The organism is Streptomyces sp. NPDC015125, from assembly GCF_043080045.1.
GTDB lineage: Bacteria > Actinomycetota > Actinomycetes > Streptomycetales > Streptomycetaceae > Streptomyces.
Window position 1 is genome coordinate 692,587 of record NZ_JBIBVF010000002.1, and the last position, 22,362, is coordinate 714,948.

A 22,362-nucleotide genomic window follows, 5' to 3' on the forward strand; every position below is an offset into this window, starting at 1 on the left:
GATCGGGAACTCGATCGCGCGCCGCAGGCGGGCGGCGGCAACGGGAGACGCCCGGTGGCCCCCCACGGGTCACCGGGCGTCTCGTGCCGACCTGCCGGGCCTTCAGCGCCCGGCAGGTCCGATCATGGCGGCCAGCACGGAGCGCCAGTCCTCGCCCGGCCGTGCGCGCAGGGCCGGGGCCAGCCGGCCGGCGTGGTAGTGCCAGCGGTGATCGAGGTCCTGGTGGACCTCGTCCGTCTCCTGGATCTCGCTGTCGCTGCCGAGCAGTTCGGTCAGTCCGGTGGCGAGGTCCCGCCAGGCGAGGTGGCCGCTGACGGCGTTGGCGACGCCGTGCACGGGGGAATCCAGGCAGGAGACCACGGCTCGGGCGAGAGCCGCGGCGTGCACCCAGGCCGCGCCGTACCAGGCATGACCGTGCGTCCCCGGCCGCGGAAGGGCGATCGGCCGGCCCTCCCGCGCCGCCTGGTAGAGCACACCGGTCGCACCCCAGCGCAACTGGTCCCGCAGCCGTTGGTGCGCTCCCCAGACGAGCGGGGAACGGACGGCGCTCGCGCCTCCCCGGCCCTGGGCGCCGGCCGCCCGCAGCAGCAGCCCCTCGCAGTCGGTCTTCGCCTGTCCGTACCCGCTCAGCGGCTGCCGCGAGGCGGACTCCTCCGCCACCCACTCGCCGGCCGGGTGTCCGTAGGCGTCCACACTGCTGACGAAGACGAACGGGCCGCGCGACCAGGTGCCGACCATCGCGGCCATCGCCGTCACATCGACCTCGGGACGGGTGAAGGTGCACGCCGCATGGATGACCGCATCGGCGCTGTCGACGGCCTTGCGCAGGCCGTCCAGGTCGGTGAGGTCGCCCTCGATGACGTCCACGCCTTCCGTGGCGACGAGGTGCGCCGATTCGGGGCGGGCCAGGGCCAGTACCGGACGCCCCTGGGCGGCCAGTTCGCGCAGCACGAAGGCGCCGACCCCGCCGGTGCCGCCGGTGACCAGCACCGTGCCCTCGCGGGTGCGCCGCGGGCGGGAGGACACGGCCGAGTGCGCGGCGGCCCGCTCCGCTTCCCGTGCGTCCAGCAGTGCGGTGACCGCGCGCGGGGTGCGGGCCTGCATGATGTCCAGGCCGGTCAGCGGCAGTTTCAGCGCCTGGCGCAGACGCTCGGCGAGCTGGACGGCGACCAGCGAGTGGCCGCCGAGGAGGAAGAAGTCGTCGTCCGGCCCGGGAGTGTGCCCCAGGAGGTCGGTGAATCCTTCGGTCACTGCCTCGGCGTGCGCGCCCTCCGGTGCGGGGGTCGACGGGAACCCCGGGAGCCGGGCCGGATCCGGCGTGCCGTCGGCCGTGCGGGGCAGGGTGTCCAGCAGGGTCACCGCGGCGGGTACCTGGTCAGCGGCCAGCGCCGTGCGCAGACGGGAGCGGAGCTCGGCGGGCGAGGGGCCGCCGATGCCGCGCAGTACGGCGTAGGCCAGCAGCGGGCCGCCGGCCGGTTCGACCACGGCGGCCTCGACCACCTCGGGGTGCGAGCGCAGCAGCACCTCGGCCGGGTGTCCGCCGGTTTCGCCGCCGGGCGCCGGCGGCCCGCCGGGCAGGTGGGACAGCCGCAGGCCCGGGTCGTCCGCCACCGCCGTGAGCAGGGCGGCGTAGTGCGCACCGAGAGCGGCCGCCGCTTCCTCGTCCAGCGCGGTCCGGCTGTACTGGACGATTCCGGCGGGGGCGCCGGTGTCCACCATGCCGAAGGAGAGGTCGAACTTGGCTTCTCCGGCACCGACTTCGACGTATGCCTCCGCCAGGCCGGGCAGCCGCAGCGTCGTGGGCTCGCCCAGGACGTCCGCGGTCACCCGGATCAGCGCAGTCCCGTCGGCGTTGCGGGCGGCGGCGCCGAGGCGGTCGAGGATCAGGTCGAACGGCACCTCGCGGCGCTGCTGGGCGTCCAGCAGCGCCCCTCGTACCCGCTCCAGAAGAACGGTGAAGGACGGGTCGCCGTCGGTGTTCACGCGGACCGGGAGGGTATTGACGCACAGTCCGACCAGGCCGCGCATCTCCGGGCCCTGCCGGTGGGTGCCGGCGACCCCGATCACCAGGTCGTCCTGGCCGGTGAACCGGTGCAGCGCGGCGAAGGACGCGGTGAGCGCCACGGTGAACAGGGTGGCCCGGTGCCGGCGGCCGAGTTCGCGCAGGGCGGCCGGCACCCGTGGGTCGAGCGGAGCGGTGTGGATACCGGCCGGGCGGGCGCCGGTGTCGGCGGGCGGGTGCGCGGGGCGGGGCAGACGCAGCGGGCGGACGCCTTCGAGGCGGTCGGCCCAGTGGTCCAGGCCCGCTTCCAGACGGTCCGCGGCCGCCTGCTCGCGGCGCGCGAAGTCTGCGTACTGCGCCGGTTCCGGCTGCGCCTCGGCTGGGGTGCCCCCGGCGGCGGCCGAGTAGCTCCGGGCCAATTCTCCGGCCACGGTCTCCAACGAGGCGCCGTCCACGGCAATGTGATGGAACGTCAGCAAAACGGTGTGATCCTGCTCCCCGTGCCGCAGGACCAGGGCGCGCGGAAGGGGGCCGGCGGCGAGGTCGAAGGGGCGGTGCGCCTCCTCGGCCAGCAGCGCGCCGGAGCCGTCCGCGTCCGTCTCCACGACGCGCAGCGCGATCGCCTCCGGAGCCGGCAGCACTTCCTGGTACGGCTCACCGTCCCGCTGCCCGTAGCGGGTACGCAGAATCTCGTGGCGGCGTACCAGCGAGGTCAGCGCGGCGGCCAGCGCGTCCAGGTCGAGCGGGCCGCGCAGCCGGGTGGCGAAGGGCACGCTGTACGAGGCGTCGCCGTGGCCCAGCCGGTCCATCAGCCACATGCGGCGCTGGGCGTGGGAGAGCGGCGCGGGTCCTTGCCGGACGGGTGCGGGAGCGGCGGCGGGGCGGGCGGCGCGGGAGCGTGCCCGGCGCAGCAGTTCCTCCTGGAGCGCCGCGGCGGCGGGGGTGTCAGTGGCCATCGGTGTCCTCCCCGGCGCCGGGGCGCAGGTCGCTGTGCGCGGCGAGGAGCGCGCGCTCGACCAGCGCGGCGTGCCCCGCCACCGTGGGGGCGGCGAAGAAGTCGGCGAGCGTCAGCTCGACGCCGAGCTCCTCGCGGAGGTCGTCGGTGACCGCGAGCGCGAGCAGGGAATGACCGCCCAGCGCGAGGAAGTCGGCATCCGGACGCGTGACCGCACGGCCCAGCGACCGGCCCCAGACCTCGGCGACGGCCTGCTCCAGCGGACTCATCGGCCCGGCCGACGCGTCGGGCCGGGCCGCGGTGACGAGGTCCGTCAGCGCGCGGCGGTCGACCTTCCCCGAGGTGGTGAGCGGCAGCGCGTCGACCACCTGCACCTCGTCGGGGACCAGCTGGGCGGGCAGGACGGCGGCGAGCCGGTCCCGCAGGGTGGCAGGGCGCGGCACCGGTCCGGGCGAGGCCACGACGAAGGCGGCGAGGCGGGCGTCGTCGGGGGAGGGGCGGTGCACGGTGACGGCTGCGTCCGCCACCTCGGGCTGCTCCCGCAGGGCGTGTTCGATCTCCGCCGGTTCGATCCGGAAGCCGCGGATCTTCACCTGGTCGTCCGTTCGCCCGTGGAAGTCGAGGGTGCCGTCCGGACGGTGGGAGACGAGGTCACCGGAGCGGTAGAGGCGCCCCCGTTCGGGGTGGTCACAGAAGCGCTCGGCGGTCAGCTGCGGCTGACCGGTGTAGCCGCGCGCCAGCCGGCTGCCGCCGATCCACAGTTCGCCGCGCTCCCCGTCCGGGACCGGCCGGCCCGAGTCGTCGAGAAGATGCACGGTCGCGCCGGCGACCGGCCGGCCGATGGGCACCTGGCCGTCGCAGTCGGCGTCGGTGACGCGATGGGCCGTGGTGAAGGTCGTCGCCTCCGTCGGCCCGTAGCCGTTGACCAACTCCAGCCAGGGGAAGGCATGGAGCACCTCACGGGCATGGTGCGCGGACAGCGCCTCGCCGCCCACGATCACCGTGCGCAGCAGCGAGAAGACCCGGGAGCGGCGGGCGGCCAGCTGGTGGAAGAGCGCGGTGGTGAAGAAGGCGACGGTGACACCGTGGCGCTCCACGTCCCGGGCCAGGTCCTCGAACGAGGGCCGTTCGGCGGTGCACACCACCACGGCGGCTCCGTTGGCCAGGGCTCCCCACACCTCGAAGGTCGAGGCGTCGAAAGTCATGGGCGAGTGGAAGAGCACCCGGTCGCGGGACGTGAGGGTGAGGTAGGCCGGCTCACGGACCAGCTCGGCGATCGCACGGTGTGCGACCGCCACGCCCTTGGGCCGGCCGGTCGAGCCCGAGGTGAACATGATGAACGCCGTGGCATCCGGGCCGAGTTCGGCGCCGGGGAGGTCGCCGCTGTCCACCAGCGGTGCACCGGGGAGCGCAAGCGTGGCACCGGCGAGCGCCGCCGATTCGAGGAGTTTGCCGTCGCCGACGGTCAGCGTCGCGCCCGCGTCGGCGGCCAGTGCCTCGGAGCGGGAGCGCGGATGCGCCGGGTCGAGCGGTACGCATACGGCGCCCGCCCACCACAGCGCGAGCTGGGCGACGACCGTGCGGGCGGAGCGCGGCATCAGCAGCGCCACGGAGTCACCCTGGCGCACGCCGTGCTCGCGCAGATGGGCGGCGAGCGCACGGGCCGAGGAGACGAGCTGGGCGTAGGTGAGGGTGGTGTCGCCGTCCGCCACGGCCAGGGCCTGCGGGGTCCGTGCGGCATGCCAGGCCACCAGGGCCGTCAGTCCGGCCGTGGATGCGGGCGCTCCGGCCTCAGGGGCGGGCGCGAGGCGGTCACCGGCCGGAGTGCGGTCGTCCTTCGGGGTGCCTTCGGTGGGCACGGGCCCTTCCTTCCGGGTGTCGGGGGAGTACGGGGTGCGGGTGGTCATCTCAGGCTCCCGCCGCTTGCCGGGCGGCGAGGCGGGTGTCGACGAGCAGCGCCACGGCGCGCAGGTCCGGCTGGCGGAGCAGCTCGGGGGCGCGTAGCCGTACCCCGCTCTCCTTCTCGATGACGGTCAGCAGCCGGGCGGCGAGCAGCGAGGTGCCGCCGGCCCCGGTGAAGCTCTCGGTCAGCGAGATCTCGGGCCGGGCGAGCAGATCGCCTGCGGCGCTCAGCACGAGCCGCTCGCCGCGGGTGGCGCCGGCGAACCGGCTGCCGTCCGCGGGGGCATCGCCGGGACGGTCCGCGCCGGCGGCGGCTGCCTGCCGGGTCAGCTCGGCCCGGTCCACCTTGCCGTTGGCGTCCAGGGGGAAGGAGTCCACGATCCGTACGTCCGAGGGCACCGCCTGCTCCGGAAGCCAGGCACGTACGTCCGGCAGCAGCGCGTCCGCGGTGAGCACGGCGCCGGTCGCCCGCCGTACGTACGCCACCAGCCGGGTGCGGCCGTCGGCGGTACGCGGTGCGGTGACGACGGCACCGAGGACCGCCGGGTCCTTCTCGAACGCGGCCTCCACCTCGGCCGGTTCGATCCGTACCCCGCTGATCTTGACCTGATCGTCGAGGCGGCCGAGGAACTCCAGTGCACCGTCGTCCGGCATCCGCACCCGGTCCCCGGTGCGGTACAGGCGCTCCACTCCCGGCAGATCGAGTCCCTCGGGCACGGCGCGAAAGCGGCGCGCGGTCAGGTCGGGATCGAGGTAGCCGAGCGCCAGACCGTGTCCGCCGATGAGGAGTTCACCTTCCACTCCCCGTGCGACGGGCCGGCCGTCCGCGTCGGCGACGACCACGGTCACGCCCGGGAGGGGGTGGCCGATCGGCGGCGCGGACTCCGTGCCCGCCTCGCTGTCCGTGCCGTGCATGGCGTACACGGTGGACACCACGGTGGCCTCGGCCGGACCGTAGGAGTTATGGACGGTGGCGGTCACCTCCGCGCCGGGTCGGCGCCGCAACCGGTCACCGCCCACGAACAGATGACGCAACGCCAGACCTTGTGGCCAGGGCCGCTCCAGCAGCGGCTCCACCATCGGGGTGGCCGTGACGCACACCGACACCGCGGACTCCCGCCACCAGTCGGCCAGCACCATCGGGTCCCAGCGGACCTCGTCCGGCGCGGGCACCAGCGCCGCCCCGGACGTCAGCCCGGCCCACAGCTCCAGCAGATGAGGGTCGAACGCGACGCCGATCAGCAGGGACTGCCGGTCACCGGGGACCAGCCCGGTCGTCGCGCGGTGCCATTCCAGCACTCCGCCGAGCGCGGCCTCGCCGACCGCCACCGCCTTGGGGCGGCCGGTGGAGCCGGAGGTCAGCACGGCGTAGAACGCCTCGGGGGGTGCGGAACGGGCCGTGGTGCCGGGGGCGGCGAACGCCGCCACCACCGTGGCGGTGGCGTTGGCGCCCTCGACCGGCAGCGCCAGCGGCAGGTGTTCGGCGCTCCGGTGCCGGGGCGGCAGGACCTCGGGGTCGCCGATCAGGCAGACGACGTTCAGGTCCTCGGTGACGGCATCGGTACGGCGCTCGCCGGGGCGGGGGCCCAGCGGCAGATAGACGGCACCGATCCTGGCGAGCGCGACGGCGGTCACCACGAGGGCGGCCGAACGGTCGAGGCAGACGCCGACCAGGTCTCCGGGGCGCACCCGGTCACGCAGCGCCCGTGCGGCCTCGTCGGCGGCGGCGTCGATCTGCTGGTACGTCCAGCGGTGCGCACCGTCGATCACCGCCGGAGCCTGCGGGGAGCGTGCGGCCCACTCCTCGAAGAGGGCGAGCACTCCGCTCCCGCCGCCGCCGGCGGGCAGGGCGCCGCGGGCGATGCTGAGCGGGCGCTGCGGTGCGGGCGGTGGTGTGCCGGGGGCGGTCGTCGGGGCCGGCGTCCGGGCGGGCATCGGCTGGGTCATCAGGACTCCGTCACGGTGGTCGAAGCGGCAGGAGCGGGCACGGCGGGGGTGCCGACGGCCGCCAGCGCGGTGGCCTGGTCGGCCAGCACCGGGTTCTGGAACAGCAGCCGCAGCGGCGGACGCTGCCCCAGCCGCGGTTCGAGCCAGGCCGCCAGATGCGCGGCGAGCAGCGAGTGGCCGCCGGCCCGGAAGAAGTCCGACGAGGCGTCGAAGCGGCCGTGGCCCAGGGCCTCCCGCCAGCCCTCGGCGAGCAGTTCGGTCATCGGATCGGACGGCAGCAGCGGACCGGACGGCAGGTGCGCCGGTGCGCCGGGGCTCTCCTCGACCGGGGCGGCCGCCTCCAGGGCGGCGGCCCGGCGGGTCAGCGCGGTGCGGTCCGGCTTGCCGCCGGCCAGCCGCGGCATGGCGTCGAGCCGTGCCCAGCGCCCCGGTACCAGGGCGCTCGGCAGCCGGCGGCTCAGCTCGGTGTGCAATGCCTGCTCGTCCCACGGCGCACCGCCGTCGGTGTCCTCCAGGAAGCCGACCAGCCGGGGCCCGCCCGCGGCAGCACGGTCCAGGACGACGGCGCAGGACCGGCCGCCGAGCGCGGCAGAGGCGGCGGCCTCCACCTCCTCCAGTTCGATGCGGTAGCCGCGCAGTTTGATCTGGTGGTCCCGTCGCCCCAGGAAGTACAGCAGACCGTCGCGGCCGCGGTAGCCGAGGTCGCCCGTGAGGTAGACCCGCTCACCGCCCAGGGCCTCGACGCCGATGAACCGGGCGGCGGTGGTCTCCGGGTTGCCGACGTAGCCCTCGGCCAATCCGGCCCCGGCGATGGCAAGTTCACCGACCGCGCCGTCCGGCAGCGGCCGGTGGTGTGCGTCCAGGACGTGGATCCGCTCGCCGGGCAGCTCGGTGCCGAGCGGGATCTCCGCACCGTCGGCGAGAGTGTCCCGGGTGATCTCGTGGACGGTGGAGCTGATGGCGGCTTCGGTGACGCCGTAGACGTTGAGCACGGTGGTGTCGGTGTCGGCCAGGTACGCACGCATCACGTCCGCCGGGAGGCGTTCACCACCGAGCACCAGCAGCCGTGGCGCCCAGTGCCCGTCGCGCAGCACGGGACGCATCTCCTCGCGGGTGGCGAGGAAGTAACTGGTCGGCAGATTGGCCACGGTGACCCGGGCGGCGACCAGCAGCGCGGCCAGCTCGGCGCCGGTCGGCACCTCGCGCTCGGGGGCGACCAGGCACGCCCCGGCGTACAGCGACGGCAGCACCTCTTCGAGGGCCACGTCGAACGACGGCTGCGCGAACAGCAGCACCCGGTCACCCGACCCCAGGCCGAACCGGTCGGCGGCGCCGGTCAGATGGTTCTCCAGCGCCGCCCGGCCGACGGCTACGGGCTTGGGGACACCCGTCGAGCCGGAGGTGTGGATGATGTAGGCGGCACCGGGGACCGCCTCGGCCGCTCGCGCCGGCGGCAGGACCGGGGCGTCGAGCGTGGCCGTCGGCAGCCCGCCGGGAAGGGTGACGGCGGCGTCCGCGGAGGTCAGTACCAGCGCCGGACCCAGCCGGCCCAGCAGCAGCTCCAGGCGGGCCGGCGGGTCGGACGGCGAGAGCGGGCAGTACACCGCACGGCTCCGCAGACAGGCCAGCAGCGCCACGACCGAGTCGGCGCCGCGGGGCAGTACGGCGGCCACCGGCTGCCCCGCGGTCACTCCCGCCGCCTGCATGCGCCGGACCAGCGAGGTGACCCGGTCATCGAGGTCGCCGTAGGTGATCCGGCGGGCGCCGACGAGCAGCGCGGGCAGGGACGGGTCGTGGGCGGTGGCGGGGTCCAGCGGATCGTGTGCCGGTGCCGGTGGCGCGGCGGCCGGGAGGGCCTGCGGCAGAGCCGGCGGCGCCAGGTCCGCCAGCGCGGCGCCGGGAGTGTCGAGGTACGCCCGCAGCAGGTCCAGGAACCGCCCGGCGAGCAGCTTCGCCACGTCCTCGCCGAACATATCGGCGTCGTAGTCCCAGACCAGGGTCATCCCCGGTGCGCCGTGCCGGGGGCCGACCCCGCGCCGGTCGTCCGGCAGCAGCACCACGTCCAGGTCGAAGCGTGTGGTACCGGTGTTGAACCCCTCGAACAGGGTGATGTCCAGACCGGGGACGTCGATCTCGGGCAGCTCGGCGTCGTGTGCGCTGAACATGACGCTGAACAGCGGGTTGTCGGCGCCCGAGGTGTGCAGGCCGAGCGCGCGGGTCAGCTCCTGGATCGGCACCTCCTGGTGCGGCAGCGCACGGATGAGGGTGTCGGTCACCTCGTCCATGGACTCCTCGGCCGGGGCGGCGGGGTCCAGCCGGAGCGCGAGCGGGATGGTGTTGACGAACATGCCCACCGATCCCTCGAAACCGCGCGGGCGGTTGCCGACCGCGGTCCCGATCACCATCTGCGAGCGGCCGCTGTGCCGGCGCAGCAGTTCGGCGAAGAGCCCCAGGAGGGTGGCGAACGGCGTCAGACCGCGCTCCCGGGCATGGCCGCGCAGCGCTTGTGCCAGATCCGCACCGATCGACTGCCGCAGCTGGCCGCCGTGGTGCCGGCGCCGGGAGCCGGGCCGGGTCAGACCGGGCAGCGGCATGTCGTAGGACAGCTCGCGCAGTTCACCGGCCCAGAACTCCAGACCGTCCCGTCGCTCCCCGGTCTCCTCGTCCCGGGCGCGGGCCCGGATGTGGTCGGCGTACGAAGGCGCGGGCGGCAGCTCCACCGGCTCACCCAGGACGTGGCCCCGGTAGACGGTGAACACGTCCCGCAGCAGGATCGCGAACGAGTGGCCGTCGTGGATCAGATGGTGTTCGACATGGACGAGCCGGTGCCGGCCCTCCGCGAGCCGTACCAGCGTCCAGCGCAGCAGCGGTGCCTCGAAGGTGTCGAGCGGCGTCTCCGCCTCGGTGCGCAGCAGCTCCTGGAACGCGCTCTCCGGGTCCGCCTCCCCGCTCAGATCCACCGTGTGCAGCCGCGGCACACAGGCCTCGGCGACCCGCTGCCCCGGCATCGCCCCGGCGACGGCGACGAGTTCCAGCCGCAGACCGGGGTGCCGGTCGAGTGCGGCGGCGAGTCCACGGCGCAGCGCGTCGGTGTCGAGGGTGCCCCACAGGTCGAGTGCGGCGGTGAAGTTGTAGGCGCGGCTGCCCGGTTGCACCTGTTCGTGCAGCCAGACGATCTCCTGCGAGGAGGAGAGCGGAAGCATGGGCGGTCCCTGAGGTTGTCGGGGCGGGTTTCTCCGGCCGGGGCGTGGTCGGGCCCGGCCTGGGGGTGCAGACCGGCCGCGGATCGCGCGGCCGGGTCTGGCGGTGTCGGTAAGCGAAGGCGGGGCGGGGCCCCGGGAAGGGTCAGCCGGCCGTCGGTGCCGGGGTTCGCAGTGCGCCGGCGAGCGCGGTGAAGGCGCTCTCGGCGGTGTCGTCGGGGAGGATCGCGCGGTCCCACACCATGCGTAGCTGCAGCTCGGGGCCCTGGGTGACGGAGACCGCGAAGGGGCCGCGCACGGCCCTGCCGTCGATATGGATCTCACGGCCCGTCACCCCGCCCAACCGCAGCGGGGGGTGCCGCCGGGCGTCGTCGACGGTCAGCATGCCGTCGAGCCGGCCGGTCCAGCCGGAGCCGGCCGCGCGGGCGGCGTGCACCACGGCGTCGAACGGGGTGGCGGCATGGTCCAGGTCGTCCCACCAGGCTTCGGCCGTAGCGGAGGCCTCGGGGGCGTCCCCGGTGGCGGTCGGGAAGACCACGGTGTTGAGGAAGCAGCCGAGCACCGGAGCGGCACCGGGCGGCCGGCCGCCCCACGGGTAGCCGAGCGGCACCACCCGGCCTGCCCCGAACAGCGTCGCTGCGGCCGCCCGGCAGGCGTTGAGCAGCTCGGGGAAGGGCACCCCGGCCGGCGGCGCGGGCATCCGCAGCGCGGCCGCACCGCTCGGCGCCGTCCCGGGGGAGAGGGGCCGGGGCCGTGGCGCGGGGGCCTGTTCGCGCACCGCGCGGAGCCGTTCGCCCCAGTACGCCATCGCCGCCGGTGCGCCCGCGCGCTCCTCCGCGTCGAGCTGGAGCAGCACGGCGTCCCGGTAGGCGGCCAGCTCGGCCGCGATCTCGACGGCGGAGGGCCGCTCGGCGCCGGCGCCTTCGTCGTAGGCCGCGCCGAGTTCTTCGACGATCCTGGCCAGCGACTGGCCGTCGCATGCGGCGTGGTCCAGGACGACGGCGAGCACCTCTTCCGCCCCCTGCGGGCCGTCCTGCACCAGGAACAGCCGCAGCGGCGAACCCTGCGGGGCCCAGCTGCCCAGGGCGCGACGCAGCACGGTGGCCGCATCCTCACCGGACGCGCAGGCCAGGCGGGTCACGGGTACCTGCGGCTCTTCCGGGCGGAGCGCGGGGGTGCCGCGCAGCACGGTGAGCCGGGCGCGCAGCACGGGGTGCAGTGCGGCGAGCCGGTTCGCGGCCGCCGCGAGGCGTACGGGATCCAGCGTGCCGCGCGGAAAGGCGAAGAACATCGGCACGAGATCCGGCCGCCCGGCGGGGTCCATGGCACGCACCAGTGCAAAGCGACGCTGGGCGCCCGTGACGGGCAGCAGGACCGGGGCCCCGTCGCCGGCGTCGAGCCGCCGGTAGCGGGCCAGGTACTGGCTCGTGATGCTGAGCACGTGATCCTCTCTGACATGGCTGAGCTGCATCGCCCGGGGCGATGCGGGTGGGAAGGCCGTGCGCGGGGGCAGGCAGGAGGGGTGAGGCCGGGCGCGGGGGCCGGCCGTCAGCCGAGGGAGGCGGGTTCGGCCGGGCCGGCCGAACCGGACGGGGCGGCATCCGGGTCCTCGGCAGGCCCCGTGGCAGGCAGGTCACGCATCCGCCGCAGCGGGGAGAGCAGCAGCGGCAGCGGTACGGCCAGGAATCCGGCCGCACACCACACCAGCGCCATCCGGGCCCCGAAAGCATCGGCCAGCGCACCGCCGGCCAGGGCACCGAGCGGCAGCGTGCCCCACATCAGGAACCGCAGTGTGGCGTTCATCCGGCCGAGCAGCCGGGGCGGGCACAGGGTCTGGCGGAAGCTCACCTGTGCGACGTTGTAGACCACGGCGCCGAAGAAGACCACACCGGAGCCGAGGGCGAACAGCGCTGCCCCGGCGCCGCGCCCGGAGAGCGGCCACAGCACCGCGAACGGGCCGGTGACCAGCGAGGACAGCCAGATGAGCCGGGCCTGGCCGAGCCGGGCGGCCAGGCGGCCCGCGCACAGCGCGCCGGCCAGTCCGCCCAGGGCCGAGGCGGCCAGCACCAGGCCGACCACTCCGGGTGCCAGGCCCAGCACCCGGACCAGGAAGACGGACTGAGTGGCCATCAGCACCGCGGCGAAGAAGTTGCCCAGACCGGTCGTCACGGCGATCACGCGCAGCAGGCGGTGCCCGCACACAAAGCGCAGCCCCTCGCCGATGTCCCGGCGCAGCGAGGCGTCCGGACGGCGTTCGGGCAGGCTCTCGGGCTGCTTGATGCGCCACAGGAACAGCGCGGAGAGTGCATAACCGGCCGCGTCGGTGACGATGGCCAGAGCGGCCCCCAGCAACTGGACGAGACCGCCACCGATGCCGGGGCCCGCGACCTGCGCCGAGGAACGGATCGTCTCCAGCGCCCCGTTGCCCGAGACCAGCTGGTCCTTGGGCAGCAGCTGCGGCAGGAAGCTCTGGTGGGCGACGTCGAAGAAGACCGTCGCCACCCCGGTGACCAGGGCGACGACGTACAACTGCGCCATCGTCAGCACACCGGCGACGGCGGCCAGCGGGATGCTTGCCATCGTCAGAGCCCGCACCACATCGGCGCGGATCATCAGCGGCAGCTTGCGCATCCGGTCGACCCAGGCCCCGGCCGGCAGCCCGACCAGCAAGAACGCGGCGGTCTCCGCGGCGGTGAGCAATCCCACCTGGAAGGCGGGGGCGTCGAGTTCGAGCACCGCGACAAGCGGCAGGGCGACCAGGGTGACCTGGGCGCCGAGCTGTCCGGCCGCGGCACCGGCGAGCAGAAGACGGAAGTCGCGCAGGCGCAGCGGGCCGCTGGCCGCGGGTCGGGGTATGACGGGCATGTGGTGGACGATCGCCGAACGACCGATCGGGGGTCAAAACCCGATGCACACTTTCGGTCGCCTTTCTTCACCATTTACTCACCAGAACAGAAAATTCTTCGCCAGATCCCGGCAATCACCGCATGACTGCCACATGGCGCCCCTGCGCGCGAGAAGGGGATTCCGCGGCGGCTGCGCAGTGTGACCGGGCGGTCGTATACAGAGCGTCACGTACCGGAATCCGACCGAAAACAGCCGTCGATGTCCTCTTATTGACCGAAGCGCTTCTTTCCTCCGCTATGGCGCCACACCATGAAGAAGAGCCCGGCCCCGCAGGCCGTGGGGGCCGCGGGGCCGGGCAGGCCGAACGGAGTCGCCCCCGGCCCGGCCGGAATCCCCCTCGCCGGGCCGGAGCCCACCCGGCCGGCCCTAGCCCGGCCGGAGTTCCGCCTCGACGGCGCCACGGATCAGCTCGTGCGCCCGCCGGAGCGAGGTGGTACCGCTCAGCCAGCGCTCGCTCACGCCCTCGACCAGGGCGGTGAGCCGCTCGGCCGCCGCGTGCGGGTCGGTCCCGGCGAGCGCCGGATCGGCAGCCTGGGCCCGGAGTATCAGATCGGCGAGGTCGTCGTTCCACTCGCGGGTCGCGGTGGCCAGCAGCTCCCGCAGGTCCGGGTCGAAGACGGCGGTGGCGCGCAGCTCGCCCCACGCCGCGCTGTTCTCCCTGACGTGGGGGTCGTCCTGCAGTTCCCGCAGCAGGATCTCGGTGAGCTGCGTACGGGGATCGTCGGAGAGGTCGAGGGCGGCGTCGGTGTAGCGGACCGCACGCTGGTTGATGAACTCCAGCGTGCGGCGCAGCAGTCCGGTGCGGTCCTTGAAGTGGTAATAGATCAGCGCGGTCGAGACGCCGGCCTCCGCGGACACCTCCTCGACGCGCAGCCCGCGGACGCCGCGCCGGGCGATCAGCCGGGCGGCGGCTTCGAGGATCTGGGTGGGCCTGTCCGGCATCGCATGCTCCCGCGGTCCGAGGAATCAAGGTGGCTCGACTCCGATCATGCCCTACCATCGTCCTGACCAAAATTTCAGTCAGGGAGCTGAGCATGGACATATCCCGACGTCAGACACTGCAAGCGGCGGTCGTCGCCGCCATGGGCGGGGCCTTGGGCGCCTGCGGTACCGAGGACGGCGGCCGGCCGGCGCCGCGCGGTGAGCGGGCCGTCCCCGCAGGCGCGAAGTCGGCCGGCGGATGGCGGCTGCCCGACGAGGCTCATCCGCACGAAGGGACCTACATGGCGTGGCCCACCCGCCGGATCTGGGGGCCGGACGTCACCGGCGTACGCGAGGACATCGCCCGTATCGCCCGGACGATCGCCGAGTTCGAGCCGGTATACCTCCTGGCCAACGAGCGGGAGGCGCAGGCGGCCCGGCGGGCGTGCGGGTCCGGCGTGGAGGTCGTCCCGGTCCCGGTGGACGACCTGTGGATGCGGGACAGCGGGCCGGTCTTCGTCCTCGGGCCCGACGGCATCGCCGGCGTCGACCTCAACTTCAACGGCTGGGGCAACAAGCAGGCCCACGGCCGCGACAGCCGGGTCGCCCGCGCGATCCTGGACGACGAGCGCATCACCAGGATCAAGGCACCGATCACCGCTGAGGGCGGGGCCGTGGAGGGCGACGGGCACGGGACCCTGCTGGTGGCCGAGAGCTCGCTGGTCAACAGCAACCGCAACCCCGGCAAGTCCCGCCAGGACATCGAGCGGGCGCTCAAGGGCCTGTTCGGTGCCACCACGGTGATCTGGGTGAAGGGCGTCAAGGGCAAGGACATCACGGACTATCACATCGATGCGCTGGCACGCTTCTCCGAACCCGGCGTCGTGGTCCTGAGCACCCCGCCGCCCCACGCCCCCCGGAACGACTTCACCGGCGCCTACGAACAGGCCCGCACGGTCCTGGAGCACGCCGTCGACGCCCGGGGGAAGCGGCTCGAAGTCGTCGAGCTGTTCGAGCCGGCCGATATCGGGCGACGGGGTGAGGGGTTCCTGGCCTGCTATGCGAACTACTACGTGGCCAACGGGGCGGTCATCATGCCCCGTTTCGGCGACCGGAAGGCCGACGGCAAGGCCGCAGCCACCCTGAGGGACCTGTACCCGGGGCGGGAGGTGGTGCCAGTGCCCGTCGACCACCTCGGCGAGGGCGGCGGCGGTATCCACTGCTCCACCCAGCAACTCCCCAAGGCCCGCTGAACGTCACCACCCGGGACGGCGGTGCGCAACCGTTTCCCGGGGCCGGGCGCGGCAGCGGTCAGGGCTCCGCGCCCGGTCGGCTGCGCCGGTCGCAGGCGGCCTCCGCGGTCTTCCATCCCCAAGCGGTGAGCATCCCGGGGGAGAGAGCGGCGCACCGGGGCGAGGACAGCTCGTGCACCGCCCGCTCGATCTGCGCCTCGTCCACCCGCCCCGTCGCCAGCATGGCGCCCCGCGTCCGGCCCCACGTATCGGCCCAGAAGCGGCTGATCGCGCTGTCCGGCACCAACGGGGGAACGTGGATCTCGGCGGCCACGTGATACAGCCCCTCCTCGTGCAGGAGCTGCGGGTAATCCGGCACCCAGGAGATATCCGTGCCGATGGTCTCCCGGAGTGCCTGCCACATCGCCCGCGTGACCGTGGTGTACGGGGTGCCCGGCGCGGTGGCGCTCGTCAGGTCCACGGCGTCGCTGAGCACCAGCACACCGTCGGGCGCGACCAGCGAAACCAGCTTGGCGATGATGCGGCGCCACGAGCGCAGATGCATCAGGACGAACCGCGCATGCACCAGCCGGAACCGGCCGGGATCGAAGTCCGGGGCGGTGATGTCGGCGTTCAGCGTCGTCAGGCCCGGTGTCCCGTCGGCGGCCAGGAACCGGGTGTCACGGTCCACCGCGAGGACCGTCGTGACACCGGCCGACTCCAGCAGCCACCGCGCGAGGGTGCCGGTTCCCGCGCCCACGTCCAGGCAGTTCCAGCCGGGACCGGCTCCCAACGCCGTCAGCCGGGCGGCGCTCACCTCGTCGTAGGCGAGCGCTCCCAGATCGATACGACCGGCCTCGCCGGTCTCCTCCGGGCGGAACATACCTTCGCCGTAGCGCCCGGTATCCGTACCCCGCACGTCCCCAGTATGACGGTGCGGCTCAGGGGTTTCCTGCTGTGGTGACCAGCTCCGGAACCGGCTCCGCAGGCGGCTGCTTCCGCGGCCGTCCCGGGGCACGCCGCAGCACCAGCTGCAGGACCAGCATCACCACCCCGGTAGCCACCGCGCTGTGCCACAGCAGGGCGTCCAGCCGGCCCACGGAGAGATAGGCGCCCGCGGCCACGGCCGCCAGTGCGCACACGGCCCGGTCCACGATGCTCTCGACGGACAGCAGGGTGGCACGTGGCGCACCCGCCGGAATCGCGTCGTTCACCAGCTTGCGCTGGAGCGGATAGGCGAATCCGGTGACCGCGGCGAACACGCACAGCAGGGCGACCACGGTCCAGGGCCCGCCGAGAGTGCTGCCCGCCAGCGCGGCCGCCATCGCGAGGCTGAGCAGCGAGACCCACGCCACCGGTGGCAGCCGCGAGCCGAGCCACTGCGGACGGGCCGAGGCCACCGCCTCCGCGACGGTCATGGCGGCCAGCACCCCGCCGTGCGATCCCTCCGGGATGCCGTGATCCAGCAGCACCGGCTGGAAGAGGTTCACCTGGCAGATCCGCGAGAGGGTGAAGACCGCCACGCCCTGCACCATCAGCAGGGCGAGCCAGGGCGTGGCCCACACACAGCGCAGCGCCGTGGTGGCCTCGCGCAAAAACGCGAGGCCACCACGCGAGGTCTCCCCGGCCCGGCCCCGGCCGGCGGGCGCGGCCTGCCGCGGCAGTACCACGGCGCAGACGAGCGAGCCCGCCGCGCTCACGGCGCTCAGCACATACGGTGTGGGGTGCGCGAGGGCCATCAACGGGCCGACCAGCGGCCAGCACAGCACCTTCGCGGCCAGCCCCAGCGCCCGTGCCTGCCCCTCGGCCTTCAGATAGTGCTCTCCCGCGCCCTCGGCCGCCAGGCCGTCGTAGAGATAGGCGCTGGCGGCGCCGGAGGTCAGCGAGCGGCCCGCGGCGATGGCCAGGAAGTGCACCAGGAATCCGGTGTAGCTGGGGGCGAGGACCGGGGCCAGGTTCGCCGCGGTCATCACGACGGCACCGGCTCGCAGGCAGTTGCGGGCACCGATCCGGTCGGCCACGATCCCGGTCGGGATCTCGAAGAGACAGAACGCGATGTAGTAGATGCTCTGGATGCCGAAGATCTGCCCGTCGGAGAGCCCCGCCTCCCGCTGGTAGGCGTAGAAGACCGGCATCCACCACAACAGGTTGAACAGCAGCTGGAAGCCGTTGTTGAGCCTGATGATCCGGCGGGCCCGGGGCGTCAGGGACACCCCGGCGGCCCGGGGGCCACGGGCCGTCCGCAGGCCGGCGAACGGGCGGATCACAGCGCGTAGGGGCGGATCTGGACCAGGCGGAAGTCCCCCTGATCGGTCATCAGCCACTCGATGTCGAGCGGATGGTCCACATCGCCGTCGCTGAAGTGCGACTGGAGCAGCCGCCCGGTCAGGGCCAGCCGGGCCAGCTTGTCGCGGGTGACGACGGGCAGGTCCTTGCCGGACGAGCCGAGTGCGACGGTGCGGCCGCCGCCCTCGACCGTGTTGTACAGGTACTGCAGCGGCAGCGTCGTTCCGTCGACGACAGTCTCGGGCGAGCCGGGCGAGCAGTTGACGTAGACATTGCGGAAGTCCGTGCGCCGGGTCGGGTTGCAGGTCACCAGGACCCCGCCGAGCTCCGCCGGCACATACCGCTGGATGATCACGCCCATGTAGGTGTCGTCCAGGGAGATACCCGCCTGATGGCGCAGCCGGACGCTGCGCGGCGACAGCAGGGAGGCCCACACCTGGCGTACCGCGTCGAGGAGTTCGTCGGCGCCGTGGACGGTGCTGACCGATTCGTAGACCCCGGCCGCGGAGAACCCGGGGAGGTCCTCGGCATTGGAGGAAGAGCGCACCACGAGACGGCCCCCGCCGTCCGGACCGTCCGGCAGCGACTGGGTGATCTGCCGGGTCACCTCGTCGGGCATGGGGGTGTTGCGGATGAGCTGCTGCAGATGCAGGCAGAGCGCGTCCAGGACGTCGAGGGCGTCGAGTTCGAGGGCCATCTTGAGCTTGCCCAGGCCCTGCTGAACGGCCGGCGAGGACGTCAGGAAGCGGTGCTGCAGGGCGAAGGGAAGGGCGATGCCGTCGGGCGCGGCGACGGTACCGGCCACGAAGTCGGCGGCCAGGTCGCGCAGTTCGGCGGCCGTCGCGTCCGGGGCGCCCAGGCGGGCCGCGAGGTGGCCGTAGAGGTCGGCGCGGGGCGGCCTCGGCTGCCCGTAGACGGTGGTGAGGTCGGCGGAGCGGCTGTCGAGGACGTGATGGAGCTCCCCCAGGTTGGCCGCCTTGGTGCCGTACCGGTACTGGTCGGCGCGGCGCAGCCGGTGCAGGAACAGCGCGGGCACGTCCTCCAGCAGGGGCGGCTCCATACGGATCCGCTGCTGGTGCCAGGCCGGGGCCTCCAGGGCCGGGGCATGGCCCAGCGGGACGAGGGTGATCTCGTCGTCCTGCACCCGGTAGCGGATCCATGCGCCGTCCAGGCCGTCCGCCTCGACGAGGCGGTCCAGGTCGCGGACGATCGCGTTGGGGATGCCCCAGCCGGAGGCGAGGACATTGGTGTGCGAAAGCGGTGTACCGGGCGCCGTGTTGAGGAAGCCCGCCACCCGCGGCACATCGTCCGGCAGCGACGCCATGGCCACGATGTCGGACCAGCCGAGCCCGTCGGCCGCGGCCGCGTACTCCTCCGGCGTCCGGAAGTAGCGCAGCCGCCCGACGGCCTCGCCGGGGTTGAGCGGGGTACGGGTGCGGTTGCCGAAGAGCTCATGGCCCAGGATCCGGGGCACATGGACATCGCTGATCGCGGCGAGCTCGTGCTCCTGGCCGTGGTTCGCCGGCTTCAGCAGCAGCGGCAGCCGGCCGTCGACCCGGTGCCGGACGAAGGTGTAGAACTCCTCCAGCAGCCCGCCGTTCATGGTGTCGGCCTCGGTCGTCTCCAGGACGAGGAAGGGCCGGTCCCGGCCCTCGGTGTCCTCGTCGGTGTGCAGCGAGAGCACACCCAGCAGGAAGCGCCGCTCGGGATCCATGTAGACCGAGGCGTTGAACGCGTCCAGGCAGGAGTCCAGATCGGCGAGCTCCATGCCGAGCACGCGGGTGGCGATGTAGTTGACGTGGAACGGGTGGGCCGCGGTGTCGAGCAGGTGCCAGGTGTTCTCGATGCGGTCCACCACGACCTTGAGGTAGGGGTGGCCGGCCAGGACGCCGGAGAGGGTGCGGAAGAGCGGCAGGGAGAGGTTCTCGCCGACGACGGTGCGGTCGGTGACCGGGCCCGGCGCGCCGGAGGGCAGGAGGGTGGTGGTCATGACTGCGCCTCCGTGGTGCCGTGGGGGAGGACCTTGGGAAGGGCGTCCACCAGGGTCCAGAAGTCGCGGATCACGGTCTCCGGGTCGGCGGCGGACAGCAGGCACAGCGCCGCCATGGTGTTGGCGCCCGCGGCCGGGTCGTACACCGGCACCGGGGTCCCGTCCGGGAGCGAGTTCTCGTCCACCACGGACAGCCGGCTGCCCGCGCTGACGGGCACCGCCTCGCGCACGGTGGGGAAGTCCCAGATGCGCCGGTCCGGCCAGGCGTCCCCCTCGCCGTCGACGGCCAGGACGACCAGGGATCCGGCCGCGCCGTCCGCCTCCTGCGGGGTGCGGGCCTCGGCGGGCCAGGAGACCGGGCGCCCCAGCAGGTGGTCGGTGAGCATGCCGATCAGGTCCAGGCCGAAGACCTCCTCGATCTGCGGGACGGTCATCGCCCCGCCGAACCGGGCGGCGGTCTCGATCACCCACATCCGCCCGTCGGCACCGAGCTTGATCTCGGTGTGCGTACCGCAGTTGCGCAGCCCCAGCGCGTCGACGGCATCGCGTGCGAGGGCCACGATGCGCCGCTGGGCGTCGTGCGGCAGCGCGGCGGGGGTGATCCCGGCCCGCTCGGTGAACGGCTCCACCGTCGGCATCCGCCCGCTGAGGCACACCGGGCGGAAGTCGCCGTCCACGACGACGCCTTCGACGCTGACGTAGTCGCCCCAGCCCTCCTGGTCGAACCACTCCGACGCGGTGCCCTGCACGATCTCCTCCACGAGGAAGTCCGCCCCGGCACCGGCCACATGGAGCTCGGCATAACCCAGTTGCGCGGATTCCGCCATCACCTCCCGGGCCCGCTCCCAGGCCGCCGGTACCTCGTCGGCGCGGCGGATGATCCGGTGGGCGGTGGAGCCGGCGCTCCAGGCGGCCTTGAGCAGCAGGGGGAAACGGAGCGTGGCGGCCGCGTCGTGCAGATCCTGCTCGGTGGCGACGGGACGGAACCGGGGCTGGGATATGCCCTGGTCCTGCCAGGTGCGCCGCATCATCCGCTTGTCGCGGGCGAGGGCGCAGGAGCCGCCCGCCCCGGCGAGGCCGAGCTTCTCGCAGGCCTCCGCGACCGCGACGACCGCGTACTCGGAGAAGGTGACGACCGCGTCCGCGCCGACCGCCTGGGCCCGGGAGACGATCAAAGACACCAGGTCTTGCCGTTCGGCTTCGGAAGGGCTCAGCACCGAAGCGCACAGCCGGTCTGCGGACGCGGCCACGGTGGGCGGGAGCGCGCTGAGCGCCAGCAGGTGCACTGCCGACCGTGCGGCGACCCGTGACAGGGCGTACCCCAGGGGCGGACCGCCCTTGGCATACACGAACAGCACCTTGCTCACTGGAATCCGACTCCTCTTCATACGGGTATGGGCCTTCGAAACGGCCGAGGACGCCGGACTCTCACATCCGGACGCCATGCTTCAAGCGAAGCAGCCGTGCGGCACACGGTTCCCCGCATCGGCCCGCAACCGCTCAGGCAAATGCCAGAGTTGTGGATACCGTCGATCACCAGTGAAGGTTCCGTGATGCCGTATGGCGTCCGCGGCGGCGTGGAGGTCCGCAGACGCAGCAGATCGGCCGAGAACCGGGCATGTCGTGCAGCGCTGGGGGATACCTATGGCCATGGCGCGCCGTCCAAAACCATTGAACTCTTCACCACAAAGGGGCCCGTCGTGGACGAGACCAGTTTGAAGTCGCTGCTCGAACACCTTCCGGTGTCCTGGTGGGAGGCCGATCGTGAGCTGCGCGTGATCGACAGCGGTGGTGGTGCCTTCGACGACACGATGACGGCCCAGCGGTTTCTCGACACCGTGCGAAGAGCGCTCCCCGAGCCCGCCGCGGCACCCGAAACCAGCCATTGGCAAGCCCAGTTCGACGGTCGTGTCTTCGATGTGAACTGGCCCCTCGGCATACCCCGGCAGGGCCGCTCCCGTGGCCTGGCGGTGGAGGTCGCCACGCGGGCCCCCGGCGTCCGCCGCTACGACGCCTTCGCGGACCTCGCCCCCGCCGCGGCCTTCATTCGGGACGCGGACGGCCGCTACCTCTGGGCCAACCACGCCTATGCCCATCTGTACGGGACCACCCCGGAGCACATCATCGGCGCATCCGTCGCGGACGTCGACGGCCCCGCCGACTCCCCGCAGGTCCTCGCCCTGGACCGGGAGGTACTCGCCCGCGGCAAACCCGTGCGGCACACCCTCACCTACCACCGCTCCGACGGCACCAGCGGGCAGGCGGCCGGCCACCGCTTCCCGGTCAGGGAAGGGGGCCAGACCTGTGTCGCGGGCATCTATGTCGACATCAGCGACTACACCCGCGCCCTGCGTCAGCGCCGGGAGGCCGAGGAGAACCTGCACGCGCTGCGCGATCACAGCGGACTGGCCTGTGCCCTGATCTCCGCGGGCGGGCGGATCCAGCAGGCGAGCGCCGCGGCCGCCGAGTTGCTGCAGACCCGGCTGTCGGACCTCGTCGGCCGCCGTGCACACACCGTGCTGGTGCCCGCCCCGGAGTTAGGGGCACTGCGGCGCAGTTGGCACGATCTGATAGCCCGCCGCAGCCGGCGCATCCAGACCTCCGCCGTGTTCCAGGACGCCCGTGGCCGGCAGCGCCGCGCCCGGCTGCATCTCACCACGGTCGGCCGGAGTGCGGACCGTGCCACGAGCGTCTGGGCGGTCGTCACCCACCAGGGACTCGCGCATGAAGCGCATCCGCAACTGACGGCAAGTCAGGTCCGCATCCTGTCCCTGCTGGCCGCCGGCCGCAGCAACGCGGAGATCGCCACCTCCCTGCATCTCTCCCGGCAGACCGTCGACTACCACCTCAGCCGCCTGCGCGACCTCCTGGACGCCCCGACCCGGCCCGCCCTCGTCGCCCGCGCCTATGTCCTGGGCATCCTCGACCCCCAGACCTGGCCGCCCCGCTCGGCCACGGCCTGCCATCCGCACAGCACCTGCTGAAGGGGCGGGGCGAGCCGCGCCACCGCTCCGCGGAGC

Annotated in this window: 13 protein-coding genes; 2 read left to right on the forward strand and 11 right to left on the reverse strand. The window is 73.5% G+C overall.

Annotated features, from left to right (window positions below):
• Positions 1-102 precede the first annotated feature (102 nt).
• The 7 genes from ACF088_RS08580 to ACF088_RS08610 form a co-directional block, all read right to left on the reverse strand.
• Positions 103-2,958, reverse strand: a complete 2,856-nt coding sequence (locus tag ACF088_RS08580; RefSeq protein ID WP_392374652.1) for a condensation domain-containing protein — start codon at positions 2,956-2,958, stop codon at positions 103-105.
• Positions 2,948-4,864: an amino acid adenylation domain-containing protein gene (locus ACF088_RS08585; RefSeq protein ID WP_392374653.1), complete on the reverse strand. Its 1,917-nt coding sequence runs from the start codon at positions 4,862-4,864 to the stop codon at positions 2,948-2,950. Before ACF088_RS08585 ends, ACF088_RS08580 begins: the two co-directional genes overlap by 11 nt.
• Before the next feature lies 1 nt (position 4,865).
• A complete protein-coding gene (locus ACF088_RS08590; RefSeq protein WP_392374654.1) occupies positions 4,866-6,806 on the reverse strand; it encodes a non-ribosomal peptide synthetase in 1,941 nt (646 codons plus the stop codon).
• The gene (locus ACF088_RS08595) at positions 6,806-10,009 is read right to left on the reverse strand and encodes an amino acid adenylation domain-containing protein (protein ID WP_392374655.1); all 3,204 of its coding nucleotides are present in this window, start codon (positions 10,007-10,009) and stop codon (positions 6,806-6,808) included. The genes ACF088_RS08590 and ACF088_RS08595 overlap by 1 nt, the downstream gene beginning before the upstream one ends.
• A gap of 142 nt (positions 10,010-10,151) precedes the next feature.
• The gene (locus ACF088_RS08600; RefSeq protein WP_392374656.1) at positions 10,152-11,447 is read right to left on the reverse strand and encodes a non-ribosomal peptide synthetase; all 1,296 of its coding nucleotides are present in this window, start codon (positions 11,445-11,447) and stop codon (positions 10,152-10,154) included.
• A gap of 107 nt (positions 11,448-11,554) precedes the next feature.
• Positions 11,555-12,871, reverse strand: coding sequence for an MFS transporter (locus ACF088_RS08605; protein WP_392374657.1), 1,317 nt, complete (start codon positions 12,869-12,871; stop codon positions 11,555-11,557).
• A 408-nt stretch (positions 12,872-13,279) separates the two neighbouring features.
• A complete protein-coding gene (locus ACF088_RS08610) occupies positions 13,280-13,855 on the reverse strand; it encodes a TetR/AcrR family transcriptional regulator (protein WP_392374658.1) in 576 nt (191 codons plus the stop codon).
• Positions 13,856-13,947: 92 nt separating this feature from the next.
• Here ACF088_RS08610 and ACF088_RS08615 point away from each other — a divergent pair, with 92 nt between their 5' ends.
• Positions 13,948-15,087, forward strand: a complete 1,140-nt coding sequence (locus ACF088_RS08615) for an agmatine deiminase family protein (protein ID WP_392374659.1) — start codon at positions 13,948-13,950, stop codon at positions 15,085-15,087.
• Between the two features lie 58 nt (positions 15,088-15,145).
• On the opposite strand, the gene ACF088_RS08620 is transcribed toward ACF088_RS08615, so the two are convergent.
• From ACF088_RS08620 to ACF088_RS08635, 4 genes are read right to left on the reverse strand one after another with little or no spacing between them, the layout of a single operon-like run.
• Positions 15,146-15,985: a class I SAM-dependent methyltransferase gene (locus ACF088_RS08620; protein WP_392374660.1), complete on the reverse strand. Its 840-nt coding sequence runs from the start codon at positions 15,983-15,985 to the stop codon at positions 15,146-15,148.
• A 22-nt stretch (positions 15,986-16,007) separates the two neighbouring features.
• Positions 16,008-17,333: an MFS transporter gene (locus tag ACF088_RS08625; protein ID WP_392374661.1), complete on the reverse strand. Its 1,326-nt coding sequence runs from the start codon at positions 17,331-17,333 to the stop codon at positions 16,008-16,010.
• Positions 17,330-19,342, reverse strand: a complete 2,013-nt coding sequence (locus tag ACF088_RS08630; RefSeq protein ID WP_392374662.1) for a PEP/pyruvate-binding domain-containing protein — start codon at positions 19,340-19,342, stop codon at positions 17,330-17,332. The genes ACF088_RS08625 and ACF088_RS08630 overlap by 4 nt, the downstream gene beginning before the upstream one ends.
• Positions 19,339-20,709, reverse strand: a complete 1,371-nt coding sequence (locus ACF088_RS08635; RefSeq protein WP_392374663.1) for an acetyl-CoA carboxylase biotin carboxylase subunit family protein — start codon at positions 20,707-20,709, stop codon at positions 19,339-19,341. The genes ACF088_RS08630 and ACF088_RS08635 overlap by 4 nt, the downstream gene beginning before the upstream one ends.
• A 333-nt stretch (positions 20,710-21,042) precedes the next feature.
• Between ACF088_RS08635 and ACF088_RS08640 the strand changes: the two genes are divergently transcribed.
• The gene (locus ACF088_RS08640; protein WP_392374664.1) at positions 21,043-22,326 is read left to right on the forward strand and encodes a helix-turn-helix transcriptional regulator; all 1,284 of its coding nucleotides are present in this window, start codon (positions 21,043-21,045) and stop codon (positions 22,324-22,326) included.
• Positions 22,327-22,362: the final 36 nt, after the last annotated feature.